13 protein-coding genes are annotated in these 15,206 nt (G+C 71.7%); 1 reads left to right on the forward strand and 12 read right to left on the reverse strand.

What is annotated here, in order from left to right; genetic code table 11:
• Positions 1-6: 6 nt before the first annotated feature.
• The 12 genes from ACFYST_RS02330 to ACFYST_RS02385 form a co-directional block, all read right to left on the reverse strand.
• Complete coding sequence (locus ACFYST_RS02330) at positions 7-846, reverse strand: SDR family NAD(P)-dependent oxidoreductase (protein ID WP_387859305.1); 840 nt, start codon at positions 844-846, stop codon at positions 7-9.
• Positions 843-2,126, reverse strand: a complete 1,284-nt coding sequence (locus ACFYST_RS02335; RefSeq protein ID WP_387859307.1) for an MFS transporter — start codon at positions 2,124-2,126, stop codon at positions 843-845. The genes ACFYST_RS02330 and ACFYST_RS02335 overlap by 4 nt, the downstream gene beginning before the upstream one ends.
• On the reverse strand, positions 2,123-3,343 hold the full coding sequence (locus ACFYST_RS02340) for a phenylacetate--CoA ligase family protein (protein WP_387859308.1): 1,221 nt from the start codon (positions 3,341-3,343) through the stop codon (positions 2,123-2,125). Before ACFYST_RS02340 ends, ACFYST_RS02335 begins: the two co-directional genes overlap by 4 nt.
• Positions 3,340-4,338 carry a RimK family alpha-L-glutamate ligase gene (locus ACFYST_RS02345; protein ID WP_387859309.1) on the reverse strand — a complete coding sequence of 333 codons (999 nt, stop codon included), beginning with the start codon at positions 4,336-4,338 and terminating at the stop codon, positions 3,340-3,342. Before ACFYST_RS02345 ends, ACFYST_RS02340 begins: the two co-directional genes overlap by 4 nt.
• Complete coding sequence (locus tag ACFYST_RS02350; RefSeq protein ID WP_387859311.1) at positions 4,335-5,765, reverse strand: KamA family radical SAM protein; 1,431 nt, start codon at positions 5,763-5,765, stop codon at positions 4,335-4,337. The genes ACFYST_RS02345 and ACFYST_RS02350 overlap by 4 nt, the downstream gene beginning before the upstream one ends.
• Complete coding sequence (locus ACFYST_RS02355; protein ID WP_387859313.1) at positions 5,765-7,528, reverse strand: class I adenylate-forming enzyme family protein; 1,764 nt, start codon at positions 7,526-7,528, stop codon at positions 5,765-5,767. Before ACFYST_RS02355 ends, ACFYST_RS02350 begins: the two co-directional genes overlap by 1 nt.
• Positions 7,529-7,649: 121 nt before the next feature.
• Complete coding sequence (locus ACFYST_RS02360; RefSeq protein ID WP_387859315.1) at positions 7,650-9,020, reverse strand: flavin monoamine oxidase family protein; 1,371 nt, start codon at positions 9,018-9,020, stop codon at positions 7,650-7,652.
• A complete protein-coding gene (locus ACFYST_RS02365) occupies positions 9,017-9,304 on the reverse strand; it encodes a phosphopantetheine-binding protein (protein ID WP_387859316.1) in 288 nt (95 codons plus the stop codon). Before ACFYST_RS02365 ends, ACFYST_RS02360 begins: the two co-directional genes overlap by 4 nt.
• A gap of 190 nt (positions 9,305-9,494) precedes the next feature.
• Entirely contained in the window at positions 9,495-11,015 is a 1,521-nt protein-coding gene (locus ACFYST_RS02370; protein WP_387859317.1) for an AMP-binding protein, read from the reverse strand.
• A gap of 578 nt (positions 11,016-11,593) precedes the next feature.
• Positions 11,594-11,773, reverse strand: coding sequence for a hypothetical protein (locus ACFYST_RS02375; RefSeq protein WP_387859318.1), 180 nt, complete (start codon positions 11,771-11,773; stop codon positions 11,594-11,596).
• Positions 11,774-12,170: 397 nt separating this feature from the next.
• Positions 12,171-12,914 (reverse strand): alpha/beta hydrolase, encoded by a 744-nt coding sequence (locus tag ACFYST_RS02380; protein ID WP_387859319.1) that lies wholly within the window; start codon positions 12,912-12,914, stop codon positions 12,171-12,173.
• A gap of 210 nt (positions 12,915-13,124) precedes the next feature.
• Positions 13,125-13,682: a GNAT family N-acetyltransferase gene (locus ACFYST_RS02385; RefSeq protein ID WP_387859320.1), complete on the reverse strand. Its 558-nt coding sequence runs from the start codon at positions 13,680-13,682 to the stop codon at positions 13,125-13,127.
• Positions 13,683-13,928: 246 nt separating this feature from the next.
• On the opposite strand from ACFYST_RS02385, the gene ACFYST_RS02390 reads away from it, so the two are divergent.
• Positions 13,929-15,086 (forward strand): hypothetical protein, encoded by a 1,158-nt coding sequence (locus ACFYST_RS02390; RefSeq protein WP_387859322.1) that lies wholly within the window; start codon positions 13,929-13,931, stop codon positions 15,084-15,086.
• The last annotated feature ends 120 nt before the right edge of the window (positions 15,087-15,206 follow it).

Consider the following 15,206-nt stretch of genomic DNA (forward strand, 5'->3'; position numbering starts at 1 on the left):
CTCAGGCTAGGAAGTGGGGGTGAGGCCGATCCAGTCGTGGGCGAGGCGCTGGATCGCCCGGCCGTCGGGGTCGGAGAGTTTCGCGGAGAGGTAGTCGGCGGCCCACGCGTTGGTGGGGATGCGGAACGGCGGCCGGTCCTCGGCCAGCGCTCGCACCACCGCGTCGGCGACCTCCGCGGCGGGCTGCCCGGCGTTCGCCCAGCTCTTCCCGAGCCGGTCGACGTACGCGCCGAAGGTGTCCGCGTAGGGGCCCGAAGCGGCTTGTACGGTACGGCGGTTGACGTCGGGGAAGTGGCCGAACCGGGTGTCGGGGACGTAGCCGGGCACCACCATCGAGACCTGGACGCCGTGTGCGGCGGCGACGGGGGCGAGTGCCTCCATGAAGCCTTCGACGGCGAACTTGGCTGCGCAGTAGGCCTCGTTGAAGGGTTGGCCGACCACGCCGTGCACGCTGCCGATGGTGAGCAGCCGGCCCCGGGAGGTGCGCAGCAGCGGCATCGCGGCGCGCGAAACGGCCACCGTGCCGAAGAAGTTGACATCGAGGTTGGTGCGCAGCGCGGCGGAGGTGGACATCTCGAGTGTCGGGTCGAAGTTGGAGATCCCGGCGTTGTTGACCACGGCGTCGAGCCGGTCGAGGCCGGCGAAGCACGCGGCGATGGACTCCTCGTCGGTGACGTCGAGTTGGCGGACGAGGGCGTCGGGCGCGGCGGCCCGCAGCGCGTCCGCGCGGTCCAGGGAACGGACGGTGGCGATCACCGTCCAGCCGGCCCGGCTCGCGGCCGCCGCGGTGGCCAGCCCGATGCCGGACGAGCAGCCGGTGATGAGAAGGATCTGACGTTCCGTCATGAGGTGGCATCCGCAAGCTCGGTGACGCTGTCGGCGGCCTTCGGCAGGTCGGCGTCCATTCGGGCCTGGACGCCGAGCGCCGGCAGGAAGGAGCAGGCGGCGAGCAGGGTGCCGCCGACCATGGTCCAGCGGGTGGCGTCGAGGATGCCGAGCGGGCCGGTGAGCAGCGAGACGGCGAAGCCGCCGGCCAGTGCGGCAAGCGGGATGACGCCCCAGGTGGCGGTGCGGAACGCGGCGTGCATGACGCCCTGGTGCTGCGCGGACATCCGGGACTGACGGGCGGGCGCGGAGCACACGTTGATGCACGACATGAAGAAGCCGTAGCAGCCCATGGTGACGGCGATGACCGGCCCGGCGGGCAGGGCTGGTGCGGCGAGCACGCCGAGGCCGACCAGGCAGTGCAGCAGCAGTGCCCAGGCCATGGTCCGTCCGATGCCGAGGCGTCCGCTGATCTTCGGGGCGACCAGCGCGCCGAGCAGCGCGCCGACCGCGCCCGCGGACATCGCGGCGCCGAACACGCCGACGGTGACGTGCAGGCCGCGGTAGGCGAACACCGGCAGCACGGTGACGAACACCGGCCCGCCCGAGTTGAGGGTGACGGCGGCCAGCACCACCCGGCGCAGCACCGGGTCCTGCCAGTTGAGGCGGAAGCCGAGGGTGAGCCGGCGCCACACCGAGCCCTGCGCGACGGTGCGGTCGCCCCACGGCTTCATGAAGCGGAAGCAGGCGGCGGAGACCAGGTAGCTGGCGGCGTCCACCAGCAGCGAGGCGGCGCCGAGCGCGCTGTACAGTCCGGCGGCGATGGACGGCCCGGCGACCTCGGCGACCGAGCCGCTGCCCTCCAACCGCGAGTAGGCGCGAACCAGTTGCCGCTGCTCGACCACGGCCGGTACGGCCACCAGGTAGCCGACGTTGAAGAAGATGGTCGCGCCGGAGACGGCGGCGACGCAGCAGAACAGCAGCGGCGTGGAGAGGAAGTCCAGCCAGTACGCGAGCGGGATGATGCCGACGGCGACCAGCCGGATCAGGTCGCAGACCAGCAGGGTGATCCGCTTGTCCCAGCGGTCCACCAGCACGCCGGCCACCGGGCCGAGCAGTGGAATGCCCAGGTACTGGGCCATCGCGACGATGCCGACCTGGAACGCGGACGCGTGCAGCACGAAGATCATCAGGGTGGGGACGACGAACACCGTCACCCGGTCGCCGACGTTCGAGATCGACTTGCCGAACCAGAACAGGTTGAAGGCCCGGCCGAGTTGCTCGGGCGCGTGCAGTTTCACGAGGCCTCCCGGACCACGAAGCTTGCGGTCTTCCCGGTGCGGTCGTTGCCGACCAGCGCGTCCACCACCCGGACTCGGACGTGCTCCGGGTCGTGCACGAAGGCGGTGCTCAACGTGAAGGTGGCAGACAGCAGTTCACGCCGCAGCGCGTCCGTGTCGGGCTCCGCGCCGGCCGCCGTCAGCAGCAGGACGTCCACCTGCTGGGCGCGCCCGCCCTGTTCGGTGATCACCACCTGGCCGCGGGTGACGCCCGGTTCGCGCTCCACCCGGGCGAGCAACTCGTCGATGTGCAGGCCGAGTCCGCGCACCTGCACGACATTGTCGCGGCGGCCCAGCACCCGCATCGCAGGGCCCGGCCGGCCGCACGGGCAGCTGGTCAACTCGCCCGCGTCGCCGGTGCGGTAGCGCAGCACCGGGTTGAGCATCGCCGGGTCGAGGGAGGTGAAGTCGAGCAGGCCGTCGTCGCCGACGTGCACCAGCTGGTGCGGGAAGGTGTGGAAGGTGTCGGCCGGGCATTCCGGGGTGTTGGAGCCCACCACCCAGGTCTCGGTGGAGCCGAACATGCCGTGCCGCCGGGCCTTCGGTGCGACGACCGCCAGGTCTTCCTCGAGCTGCGGCTGCCAGGCCTCGCCCAGCCACAACACCTTGCGCAGCGACGGGAGTTCGATCCCGGCGGCGCGGGCGTGCGCGAACCACAGCCGCAGCACGCTCGGGGTGCCGCCGATCGCGGTGACCTTCCGGTCGGCGAGGAAGCCCAGCCACTCCGGGTACTCCTCGCGGGTCACCGACCCCAGCGCGATGATCCGGCAGCCGGACAGGTCGGCCAGGCCCGCCGCGAGGAAGTGCGCGCCCCACATCCGGCCCGCGCCCCAGGCGTTGACGAAGATGTCGTCCCGGTCCAGCGGCTGCCAGTGCTCGAACACCTTCGCCATGTAGAACCCGGTCGGCGCGTACCCGACCTTCGGGGCTCCCGTCGAACCGCCGCTCTGGAACAGCCAGGTGGCGCCCTGCTCGGCGGACGGTTCCAGGTGGGCGAGCGCCGTGTTCAGGTCGTCCTTGGCCAGCGGCGGCAGCGCCGCCAGCTCCGCGAGCGTGGTGGGCTCCTGCGCCTGGGCGTACCGCTCGCCGAACTCCGGGACGGTGCGCAGCAGTCCGAGAGTTCGGCGGGCCACGGCCAGGCCGTCGGCGGCCTGCTCATCGGTCAGTGAGAAGCTCATCGACCGGCACCCCCGTCGGTGAGGAACGCCGCGTGTGCGTCGCGGTAGGCCGCGAACCGGGCCCGGGTGACGTCCCGTTGGACCGAGCGGTCCGGGTCGTCGAAGTCCGGGGCGATCACCCCGTCCGGCTCCAGCTCGGAGAACCAGAACCGCTCCCCGTCGTGCAGGAAGTCCACGCAGAAGAACGGGATCGGCAGCTTCTTCACGAAGTACGCGGTGGCGTCGGCGAGTTTGTCCGGGATCTCGCAGAACTCCATCGAGCCGCCGCGGCTCGCGTTCGCCACCGGCGAGCCGTCCTCCGGGGTGCGGCGCAGCACCGCGTACGGCTTGCCGTCGATCACGTACACCCGGTAGTCCACCGTGCCGTCCCCCAGGTAGGGCTGGGCGACCAGCGTGGTGTCACCGCCCTGGGCGAGACTGGCCAGGCCGCGCACGTCCTCCGGCGAGCGGGCCAGGCAGATCCCGCCGCCGCCGCACCAGCCGGCCGGCTTCACGATCGCCGGGAACGTCAACTCGCCCAGCGCCACCTCGTACTGGTGCTTGGAGACGTCCCGGCCGGAGCCGATCCGCACCGACGGGATCGGCGGCACCGGCGAATCCGCGAGGAACAGCATGGTCGCCAGCTTGTCGTTGCCCAGCAGCGACACCTGCGCCGGGAACGGCAGGTAGAACCCCGCCTGCTCCAGCACCGTGCACAGGGCGAGCTGGTTGAACACGTCCATCGACTGGTACGGCAGCGAGTACAGCGCCGTGATGAACAGAGTGTCCTCGGGCGTGACCAGTTGGTCGTCCACGTACACCCGGGGCCGGCCCGGATCGGTGCCGTCCACCGTCACCGCCTCCGGGGCGTGCCGGGACCACTCCATCCCCATTCCGGCGGCGACCTCCGCGAACATGTCCCAGAAGTAGTGCTTCCACATCGCCCCCGACCGGGTCGACTCCCGGTCCGGGAAGATCCAGCACATTCGGCGCAGCGGCGCCGGCACCTCGCTCACGAGTTCTCCAAGAGGTCCACTGGTTCCGGAAGTTGTGCGCCATCGGCGCGTGCTGCCTGCTCCGCCCACCAGGCGCGGCCGTCCGCCGGCAGGGTGTCCACCGGATCCACGTACGGATACCGGCGGCTCAACCGGCCGTCCCCGCCGAGTGCTTCGAGCGAGCGGAGCTCAAGTGCGGTGCGGTAGTTCTTGGTCCAGTACGAGATGCCGCGCACCCGGTCGTAGCCGACCGCCTGGTGCACCCAGCGCTTGCCGACGTGCGGCACGTCCGCGACCAGCCGCGGCGTCGCGTACCCCGGCAGGTAGCCGAGGATCGCCTCCTGCAGGCGCTGCGCCTCGGACAGCGGCAGCCGCCAGTGCTCGGCGTTCGGGATCACGTCGCACAGGTAGAAGTAGTAGGGGAGGATGTTCGCCTCTCCCTGGAGGGCGAAGCACAGGTCGAGCAGCGCCGCCGGGGTGGCGTTCACGCCGCGCATCAGCACGCCCTGGTTGCGGACGTCCCGCACGCCCGCGTCGAGCAGCGCCCGCGCCGCCTCGGCGACCAGCGGGGTCACCGAGGAGACGTGGTTGGCGTGGGTGTGCACCGCCAGGTTGACCGACCGGCGGGCGGCCAGCCGGGCCACCCGCTCGACGCCCGCCAGCACCTTCGGCTGGAGCCAGTGCTGCGGCAGGCCCACCACCGACTTGCTGGCCAGCCGGATGTCCCGCACCGAGCCCAGCTCCAGCAGCCGCAGCAGGAACGATTCCAGCCGCGGCCACGGCACGTTCGCCAGGTCGCCACCCGACACCACCACGTCCCGCACCGACGGGGTGCGCTTGAGGTAGTCGAGCATCTGCTCCTCGCGGTCGGCCGGCCGCAGCACCAGCCGCGCCTTGGCCACCTGCGGCGTGGAGCGGCCGACCAGGTCCATCCGGGTGCAGTGCCCGCAGTACTGCGGGCAGGTGGACAGCAGCTCGGCCAGCACCTTGGTCGGGTAGCGGTGGGTCAGGCCCTCCACCGCCCACATCTGCGCCTCGTGCAGCGAATCCCGCGCCGCCAGCGGGTGGTTGGGCCACTCCGGGTGCCGGTCGGAGCGCACCGGCAGCATGTACCGCCGCACCGGATCCGCCAGGAACGCCTCGGTGAACGCCCCCGGCTCCAGCGCGGCGTCCGCCGCCATGGTGTTCAGCATGTGCGGCGGCAGCAGCACCGACATGGTCGCGAACTCGGCCTGGTCGGCGGCCAGTTCACGGTAGAACCGGTTCTCGAGGAGAGACCCGAAAACCTCCCGCAGCTGCCGCTCGTTCTGCACGCAGTGCGCCCGCTGCCACTGCGCGTCCCGCCACTGCGCGGCCGTCACCTCCCGCCAGCCGGGCAGCCGCCGCCAGTCCGGTTCGACCAACTCCCGCCGCACGTACTGGTACGGCTGGGCTAGCTGACGATCCATCAGGAACGCGCCGAGGAAGGTGCCGAGGAGGTGATCGAGGAGGTGATCGAGGAGGGGGCCGAGGAACCTTCGGTGAACTGGAGGAGCCCGGCGTGCCGGGTGCGCAGCTCCCGCTTGAGCACCTTGCCGGTCGGGCCGAGCGGGAAGTCCATGGCGTTGGACGCCACTTGGAGTGCCGCCAGCTCCGCCAGCCCGGCCTTCGCCAGCTCGGCGTTGGCCGCCTCCAGCAGCCCGTCCGCGCTCGCCCCGTCCTGCAGCCGCACCACGGCGATCGGCCGCTGCCCGCCGTCCGGGTGCGGCACGCCCACCACCGAACAGTCCTGCACCCACTCGGCGCAGTCGGCGAGCAGCACCTCCTCCAGCGGCAGGCTGTACACCGGCCCGTCCAGGGTGTCGATCACGTCCACCGTCCGGTCCAGGTGGAAGAACCGCCCCTCGCCGTCCCGGTACGCCACATCGCCGGTCAGCCAGTACCCGTCGCGCCGGAACGACTGCGTCAGGCGCTCGTTGTTCCAGTACCCGGGCGTGATCGACGGCGCGATCACGGCCAGCAGGCCCACCGTGCCGTCCGGGACCTCCACACCGTCCTCGTCCAGCACCGCCGCCCGCTCCACCACCTCCGACGGCTTGCCGACGCAACGGTCGGCGCGGCCCGTCTCCGGCGAGGTGACCTGCCCGAACAGCGCCATGCCCATCTCGGACGAGCCCAGCCCGTCCACGAACTGCGAACCGGGCAGCGCCGGTTGCTCGGCCCGTTCCTGCGGCAGCAGCCACGGCCGGATCAACCCCGCCGGGCGCTCGCCGAGTTGAACGAGGCGGCGGATGTGCCCGAAGTGCGCGCTGTCGCCGGTGTTGAACCAGGAGTGCACCTTGGACGCGCCCTCCACCGGCAGCTCACCGGTCGCCAACTCCACGAAGGTGCGCGGGAACGAGGCCACCATGGTCGGCCGGAACGCCTCCATCACCGGCTCCACCGTGACCCGCCGCCAGTCCGCCATCACCACCGTCGGCAGACCCAGCAGGGTAGCCGTCAGGAAGTAACTCAGGCCCCCCGCATGGGTGTGCGGCATCAGCGACATCAGCCGGTCGGACGGCTCCGCCGGGAAGCGCACCATCCGGGGCTGCTTGCCCTCCCAGAACTGCCGGTGCGCCAGGATCGTCGACTTCGGCGTGCCCGTCGTCCCCGAGGAGTGGATCAGCGCCACCACGTCCTCGGCCGCGTGCTGGTACGGGTACCCCTCCGGCAGCGACGCCGCCGCCACGTCGAACGCCTGTATCTCGGCCGTCAACGACAGGAAACGCGGCCGCAGTTGCGGATCCTTCCGGTACGCCGAAGCCAGCCGGGTGGTGTCGTCCGCGACCACGCCCACCACGCCCACGTGGCTCAGGTAGCGCACCATCACGTCGTGCCGCATCGCGTCGTTCACCAGCGCCGGCACCGCGCCGAGCGCGGTCAGCGCGAAGAAGTGCAGCAGCGGCTCCAGGCCCTCGGCGATCACCACGCCCACCGGCTCGCCCGGCCGCACCCCGTTCGCGTGGTACCAGGCCGCGTACCGGTCGCGCAGCGCCACCAGATCGAGCAGGCTGTGCCCGCGCAGCACCACCTGCCCCCGGTGGTCCAGCCGGTGGCTGAACGCGAACGGCACCGCACGGTTGGGATTCGCCTCGACCGCCCGGTCGAGGAAGTTGCCCGCACCCAGGGTCGGGTCGGACATGAAGCGCTCTCTGACGGCGAGCGGCGCGATGGATGTCTGATCGCTCATGGCGGCCTCCGGTCTCTCCGGTCTTCCGAAGCAGGACTCGATGCCCGGACACGCCCTCGTGAAGCGCGCACCGGGCCAGGGGAAAGGGGTCCAACTGATTACTGGGTGACGCGAGTTGCGCCTACTGGCCGAGAAGCTCGGCGACCACGCGACGGCCCGATCGGATCGCGCCCTCCAGCAGGCCGAAGAACTCGGTGCTGGTCTCGGTGCCCGCGAAATGCACCCTGCCGTGCGGCGTCGTCAGCGTCGGACCGAGCGCCGACCAGTCACCGGGCCCGAGCAGCGCCGCGTAACAGCCCCTGCTCCAGGGCTCGTTGACCCAGTCCGTGACATGGAACGCGAGCGGTTCCGGCAGCATCGGAAACAGCCGGGACGCCTGCGCGACCGCCGCCGCGCGCTGTTCGGCAGGCGGCAGAGCGGCGAAACGGTGCGCCTCCGCGCCCGTGACGAACCCGGTCAGCACGCCCGGCGACCCCTCCGGCGGAGTGTCGTCCACCGTGGACAGCAGCGGACCGGCCGCGTTCACCGACCACCCCGACAGGCCGTGCGCCCGCCACACCGGCTCCGGGAACACCAGGTTCACCTTCACCGCGCACCCGCGCTCGGTGCGCGACGCCGCTCGCGGGGACGGCAGTCGCGGCTCGAACCCGATCGCGTCCGCGAGCAGCGGCGGCACCGCCACCACCACCGCCTCCGCCCGGTAACTCCCCTCGGGCGTACGGACGATGGCCTCCCGCTCGGTCTGCTCCACCGACAGCACCGGCTCGCCCGTGTGCAGCAGCCCGCCCAGATCCAGCAGCCGCCTGGCCAGCCGCTCGCACAACCGGTGCGAGCCGCCCGCCACCCGGTCCTGCTGCGCGCCGCCCTCGAAGGCGTTCAGATAGCGCAGCCCACCGCCCGAGCGCAGGTAGAACGCCATGTGCAGCACGGAGATCTTCGCCGGGTCGGCCGCCATCATCTCGCCGAGGAACAGCGGGAAGAACAACTTGGCGTCCGGGTGCGACAGTTGCTGCTCCGCCCAGTCGGCCACCGTCATCGCGTCCAGCCGCTCGGCGTCCGGCGAGAGCCACGGCGCGTCCGGGCGGACGGCGGCCGTCAACTCCTCCAACTGCTCGAACAGATCGCCCAGTGCGACGGCGCTCAGCGGCGGGAACCGCCCGTCCCGGGTGGCGTCCGCTTCCTCGCCCGTCAGGGCAAATCGGCTGGCGCCCCGCATGGTGGTCGGCGCGGTCTTCAAGTCGCAGGCGGCGAGCAGGGCGTGGAGCTCGGTGTGCAGGTCGCCCAGGTAGGCCGCGCCCGCGTCGATCCACCGCCCCGGCGCCACCTCGATCCCACGCGTACGCCCGCCGACCTGGTCCCGGGCCTCCAGCACCGTCACCCGCACGCTCTGGCCGGCCAGTTCGACCGCCGCCGTCAGGCCGGCCAGTCCCGCGCCGACCACGATCACCGAACGCGGCGCGGGCCCGGTCTCCGAGTGGGACGCGGCGCTCACCGGGCCGCCGCGATTCTCTCCGCCGCGACGCGGGAGGCGAGACCGGCCGGGGTCGGGTCGGCGAGGAAGTCCTCGAAGGTCAGCTCGACGCCGTGCTCGCGGGCGACGGCACTCAGCACCCGGGTGGCGATCAGTGAATCGCCGCCCAGGAGAAAGAAGTTGCCGTCGGCCGGGACGTTGTCCAGCTCCAGGATCCGGCAGAAGACGGCGACCAGCGACTCCAGCTGGTTCGCGGCTGTGGCGTCTGCCCGGGCGGGTGCGGTGACGGGCATGTCGAGGCTCATCGGGGGGTCTCCTTCGACCGGTGCGGGGTGCGCGTGGTCTGGCGGGGGGCCAGCGGTGCCAGCGGCGCTTGGGTGTGCGGTGCTGTGCGTGGTGCGGTGCGTGGGGCGCGACGGTGTTGCTGAGCAGGCGATCTGACGAGGCGTCAGATTCATGAGCAGTCCTCCGGCGCGTGCGGGGAGGGAGGGTGGCTCAGCGCGGGGCGGCGCTGTGCAGGCGGTGCGAGGCGGCGCGGTCGACCTTGCCGCTGGCGGTGCGGACCAGGTCCGGCACCACGGTGATCCGGCTCGGGACGAGGTGGCCCGGCAGGCGTTCCCGCAGGTAGAGCAGGAGTTCGGTGGCGAGCGCGGGGTCGGGCCCGCCGGTGCGCGGGACGACGTACGCGACCAGGGCGGCCCGTCCGGCCAGCGTGGTGGCGGTGACCGCTGCCGCGCCGACCCCCGGGTGAGTGCCGAGTCCGGCCTCCACCTCCGCCGGATCGACCCGGATGCCGCGGATCTTCACCTCGTGGTCCAGCCGCCCCAGCGGGGTCAGCACCCCGTCCTCGTCCCGGGCCGCACGGTCGCCGGTCCGGAACCAGCGCTTCCCGTCGCGGAGCACGAACCGTTCGGCGGTGGCCTCCGGCAGTCCCGGGTAGCCCGTGGCGATCGCGGGCCCGCCGATCAGCAACTCGCCGTCGGACGTGAGCAGTTCGTCCACGTGGGGGAGCGCCCGTCCGATCGGCGCGCGTTCGGCGGGATCCCAGACGCGGCCCGGCTGCCGGGTGCGCGGGCCGAGCAGGTCGACGGCGTGCGTGATCAGGGTGGTCTCGGTGCAGCCGTAGGTGTTCAGCAATCGGATCCGAGAGCTGCCCTTCAGCCGGCTCCAGTCCGCCAGCCGGGCCGGGTTGGCGGCCTCGCCGCCGATCACCACCAGCCTTACCCGCGGCGGCAGTTCGGCGCCTTCACCGTCCTCGGTGAGGTGCAGGACCAGCTCGTGCCAGAACGCGGTGGGCAGGTCCAGTACGGTGATGCCGCGCCGTTCGACCATCCGTAACAGCCGGGCGAACGACGCCGAGTGCGCCTCCGGATCGAACACCAGCCGGCCACCGGCCGTCAGCGTCGGCAGGATCTCCTCGAAACAGGTGTCCCAGTTCAGCGAGGCGAACTGCAACACCCGGTCGTCCGGCCCGACTTCGAACAGGTTGCGCAGCGATCCGACCGCGGCCGAGATCGCCCGCCGCGGCGTCACCACCGGCTTGGGCTGCCCCGTCGATCCGGAGGTGAACAGGACGTACGCGGGTTCGTCGGGCGCGACGGCCGTTGCCGTCCCTGCGGCCGGTTCGTCATCCAACTCGAGGTACGGAAGCCCGAGTTGATCGGCCTGCGCGCCAGCCCCGCGACCGGCCAGTAACCGGCAGCCGGCCGCCGCGGCCATCCGCTGCTGCCGCTCAACCGGGAACCCCGGGTCGAGCGGCACGTACACACCGCCCGCCATCAGGATGCCCAGAAGCGCCACCACAGTGTCCGGACGATGCCCGGCCGACACCGCGACCGGCCCCGGCCGGCCACTCAGTCGATCGGCCAACCGCTGTGCAGATAACGCGAGTTGCTGGTAGCTGAGAGTGTGCTCGGGAGACTCGATCGCGGCTCGCTCGGGCCACCGGAGAACGGTTTCCGCGAACGCATCCAACAGATCGGAGCCCGATCTGTTGATGCCACCGTTCTTTGACATGCGCGCTCCAAGATAAATGCCCAGAGGTGCCCGTCCGTGCTTCGGCGAACCGGGACTCTACCTTCAGCCCCCCGGCCCCACAATGGTTGTTGAGTCGATTTCCCAAGAGACCTGTAACTGAACTGTGAACTCCCCGCGCCCAGACCTTGATCACCGTCCGTGATCAAGCCCCCCAACTGGTGCCGACCGTCTCGCGACCCCTGTCCGGGGGCATTCGGGCGCTGGTCCAGTCCACCGCGCGACGGTGCGCGGGCGCACCCGTGATGCCGGGTCGGTCCGCCGCGGAATGCCCCCGAATTGCGGCCCGATCCGATAGCGCCCCGCCCCGAATCTGCCTGCTTTGCCTCCGCACGAACGCCGGCCCGCCGCCCCCCGATTGCACCCACTCGGGAATGGAAAGCCATTACCTGCCGCCGCCCCGGCCGCCCCCAATTCGCCCCGCGCCGGACGCTTGCTACGCCGCCCGCTTGTCCGCCCTACGACAACGGAGCGTCACCGAACGACAGTTCGGCGCCGGCGACACCAGCGGCCAGGCGGGTCGGTCCGAGTGCTCAGGCCGGCGGCGGTGTGGTGGCCGTTCATCCGGTCTTCGGCTTGTTCCAGTCCTGGGCCCAGCTCTCCGCCTGTTCCGCAGGCCACAACCAGCGGGCGCCGTACTCCTTCTCATCACCGGGATCCAGCTGGGTCAACGCGCGGACCAGCGCCGGGCTGTACACGGCACGGACCCGGAAGTTCTCCAGGAATCGGCTCTCCACCACGATCCGTATGTACCGGTGCGGCTGTTGCTTTGGTGACGTCCCGACACAATGACGCGTTCGCCTCCGTCGCCCCAGACCGGCGGCGCGATCCACACCTTCGCCCCCGGCGCGAAGTGCTGTAGCCCCCGGCGGATCTCCAGCCCACCGTGGCCGTGACTGGTCTCCTGGGCGACATTGGCCACGACACAGATGCCCAGCGGCTCCGGTCCGGTTGCACTTTCCATGGTTTTCATGATCGCCCAGTACTGGCGTAGTGGCGTAGACCCTTTTCCGGGGTCTGCTCCTGAAACGTCGGCCGGCGCCGTGGGGGACTCCATCGGGGATCTGCGGCGCTCGCCGAGCGGGCGTCCGCAGGCCGGCACGGCCTACCGCATGGTGCCGGCCTGCGGACGTCGTCTCACTTCAGGTGGCGGGCGAAGAAGCGGGCGCCGGCGTCGAGTTCGTGGTGCGGGACGCCGGTGTGGCCGCCCATGTTGGCATGCAGGGTCTTCTCCTTGGAACCGAAGGCGTCGAACAGGTCCAGGGCGGCCTGGCGGGGGTTGCCCTCGTCGTCCCACTGGAGGAGGACCTGGAGCGGGATGGTGACCTGCCGGGCCTCCTCGACGATGGCGGCGGGAACGAGGCTCCCGGCGAAGAGGCCGGCGGCCGCGATGCGCGGCTCGACGGCCGCCAGCCGGACGCCGATGGAGATGATTCCGCCCTCGTAGCCGACCGGGCCGCCGATCTCGGGCAACGCAAGGAGGTCGTCGAGCGCCGCCCGCCACTCCGGGACTGACTTCTCGACCAGCGGGAGGATCAGCGCGTCGACAATCTCCTCGCTGACCGGCTCGCCGGCCTCCATCGCCCGACGCAGGTCGGCGCGCGCCTGGTCGGCGGCGGCCCAGCGGGGACGGTCACCGCTCCCGGGCAGCTCGATGGTGGCCGAGGCGAAGCCGTACTCCGCCGCGTAGTACCGGGCCCGCCCCGCCAACCGGGGGTACATCTTGCCCAGCCCGAGCGGCGGGGGACAGATCAGGATCAGCGGCGCCGGCTCGGACGCGGAGGCGGACGCGGGCGTCCACAGGATGCCGGGGATCTCGCCGAGGGTGAACTCGCGCTCGACGACGCCGTCGTCGAAACGCTGCTCAGAAGTGAAGTGCATGGTCGTGCCTTTCGGGAGTGCTCACAAATGGCGCTCCCGGACGACGACCTATCGCCCGACCGTGACCCCGGAGGGGAGCACCCATGTCGATACTGCGTTCACGGGTACCACCTCCTCGTTCTCTTTCACGGCCACCGGAAAGGTAGCAGCGGTCGCCGCAGTCCACCAAACGAGTTGCCGCGAGGGGAGACCGGGGCCACGGCGAGCTCGTCAGGGGCGGGCGGAGTCGGTGCGGACGTGCAGGTGGCCCTCGGACGGAAACGCGGGCGGTCGGGCGGGAAGGACCGCTTCAAGGTCGAAGCCGCACCTCTCGGCCACCCGGCAGGACGCGCGGTTGTCCACCGCGTGGAAGAGTTCCAGTCGCACCACCGGCACCGAAGAACCGCTGGCCAGCACCCACCCGACGGCCGCCTCCAGCGCCCGGGAGGCCAGCCCCCGTCCACGAACGTCCGCCGCCGTCCAGTAGCCCACTTCCGCGCCGCCCGAGTCGTTGAGTTTCACCGTCACATGGCCGACCGGCGGGCCGGAACCCGCGTCGTCGTTCTCGGAAACGGCGAAGCCGAAGCGCGTGCCGGAAGCCCAGCCCAACTGCTGGCTGTCGATCCAACGACGCGCGTCGGCCTCGCTGTTGATCACCGTCATCAGCCATCGACGCATGGCAGGATCCCGGTGCGCGGCGACAAGGGCGGTGGCGTCGTCGGCCTGCCAGGGACGCAGGCTCAGGGCGGGCAGGCCGGCAGTCGACGCCACGGACAGCAGGACGCTCACACAGATCTCCGATCAGCTCTTGCACTGATCAGTAATCTAGCCGCCGGCCGTCATCGCGAAGGGAAACCCGGGAGCCTTCGGACGAGTCTCACCCGACTCAACTCGGTGCGGCCTGGGCCTCCTTGGGCGGACCGGGTGGGTCATCCCCCCTCGAACGAAGCCAGGCTACGGGCCGGCGTGTCACCTCGCACGCCGTACGGCGGAGTTGTGGCGGACGGGATGGATCGTGCGCCTATGATCTGGCGAATGTCGCCCACCGTGCTGCTGATCGATCTCGCCGTCGTCCTGTCGGTCGCCACCGGTCTGTGGTTCGGGCCGCGGGTGTTGGGTGGGACGCCGCCGGTGCGGGCCGGGTGGACGGTGCGGCCCGAGGTGGGGCTGGCGGTGGTGGTGGGCGCCGTGTACCTCAACCAACTGGTGTGCGCCGCCTACGTGGTGAGGGTGCACGGCGGGGACGCGTCGTTCGTGGCGCGCTACCTGCCTCCCGGGTGGTTCGCCCAGCCGGTGGGGAACCCGGTGGTGCGGGCGCTGGCCGAGTGGATGCCCACGCCGCGGCTGTTCGGGCCGAGTGTGCTGCGCGTGCAGGCGTTCCTGGAGCTGCCGTTCGTGCTGTTCGCGTACGGGACGGCGCTGCGGCGGCTCAGCCCGGCGCTGTACCGGGCGGCGCTCGGGTCCGCGCCGCTCGCGTGGGCGGCCGCGCTCTCCTACACGGTGGTGTTCGGGGTGGTGGAGTGGGCGCTGCGCAACCCGTGGACCGTCCAGGACGTGCTGATCCGCGCGGTCTCCGCCGCCGTCACGGCCCCGCTGGTGCTCACCCTCGCCCGCCGCGACCGTGACCGGGGACTGGAACTCCGGCCCGGATTGGGAGGGTTGCTGCACTTCGCCGTCTCGCTGTGGGCACTCGGCGGGCTGGTGATGGTGGTGTACGACACCGCGCTGCTCTACAACTCCGCCCACCTGCGCACCCGTTGGCCCGAGGCGCTGCTGTGGCTCGCCGTGCTGGCGGTCACCGCGCGGTGGCGGCCCACCACCCCGAGGCCGGTCGGTCCGGCCACGGCCGCGCTCGCCACGGTGCTGCGCCGCGGCCTGGTGCTGTTCCTGGTACCGGCCCTGGCGGTGCGCTACGGCCTGGGCTTCGCGCACCTTCAAGTCGCCCTCGTGGGTGGCCTGTTGGCTGCCGTCGGCGCGCTTTGCCACCGCCAGGTCCGGTCCGCGCTGTTGCCGCTCGCGCTCGCCGCGACGGCCGGACTCGGCGCAGCGTACCTGGCTCTGTACGCGGTCGCCGACACCTACCCGGAGAGCGGCCTGCTCCGTGCGATGGTCGTCTGCCTGGTCACCGCCGCGCTGGTCTGCGCCCTTGCCGACCGTCTGGCCGACAACCCGCCTGCGGCGTCAGTGATTTGAGGAGTCGATCAGAGCCTGGACGCCGTCCAGGATCCGGTCGAGCCCGAACTCCAGCGGGTCGGCGGGCTCGGGGGGCGAACGCGCCGGCGGCGATCGCGCGGGTGAGGGCCGGGAAGCGGG

The sequence above is a fragment of the Kitasatospora sp. NPDC004614 genome (genome assembly GCF_042873675.1).
In the GTDB taxonomy this organism is placed as follows: domain Bacteria; phylum Actinomycetota; class Actinomycetes; order Streptomycetales; family Streptomycetaceae; genus Kitasatospora.

What these genes read in the sequence shown, in the direction of transcription:
- ACFYST_RS02330 (WP_387859305.1), bottom strand. Translation starts at nt 846, where the DNA reads ATGACGGAACGTCAGATCCTTCTCATCACCGGCTGCTCGTCCGGCATC.
- ACFYST_RS02340 (WP_387859308.1), bottom strand. Translation starts at nt 3,343, where the DNA reads ATGAGCTTCTCACTGACCGATGAGCAGGCCGCCGACGGCCTGGCCGTG.
- ACFYST_RS02350 (WP_387859311.1), bottom strand. Translation starts at nt 5,765, where the DNA reads ATGGATCGTCAGCTAGCCCAGCCGTACCAGTACGTGCGGCGGGAGTTG.
- ACFYST_RS02355 (WP_387859313.1), bottom strand. Translation starts at nt 7,528, where the DNA reads ATGAGCGATCAGACATCCATCGCGCCGCTCGCCGTCAGAGAGCGCTTC.
- ACFYST_RS02365 (WP_387859316.1), bottom strand. Translation starts at nt 9,304, where the DNA reads ATGAGCCTCGACATGCCCGTCACCGCACCCGCCCGGGCAGACGCCACA.
- ACFYST_RS02370 (WP_387859317.1), bottom strand. Translation starts at nt 11,015, where the DNA reads ATGTCAAAGAACGGTGGCATCAACAGATCGGGCTCCGATCTGTTGGAT.
- ACFYST_RS02380 (WP_387859319.1), bottom strand. Translation starts at nt 12,914, where the DNA reads ATGCACTTCACTTCTGAGCAGCGTTTCGACGACGGCGTCGTCGAGCGC.
- ACFYST_RS02390 (WP_387859322.1), top strand. Translation starts at nt 13,929, where the DNA reads ATGTCGCCCACCGTGCTGCTGATCGATCTCGCCGTCGTCCTGTCGGTC.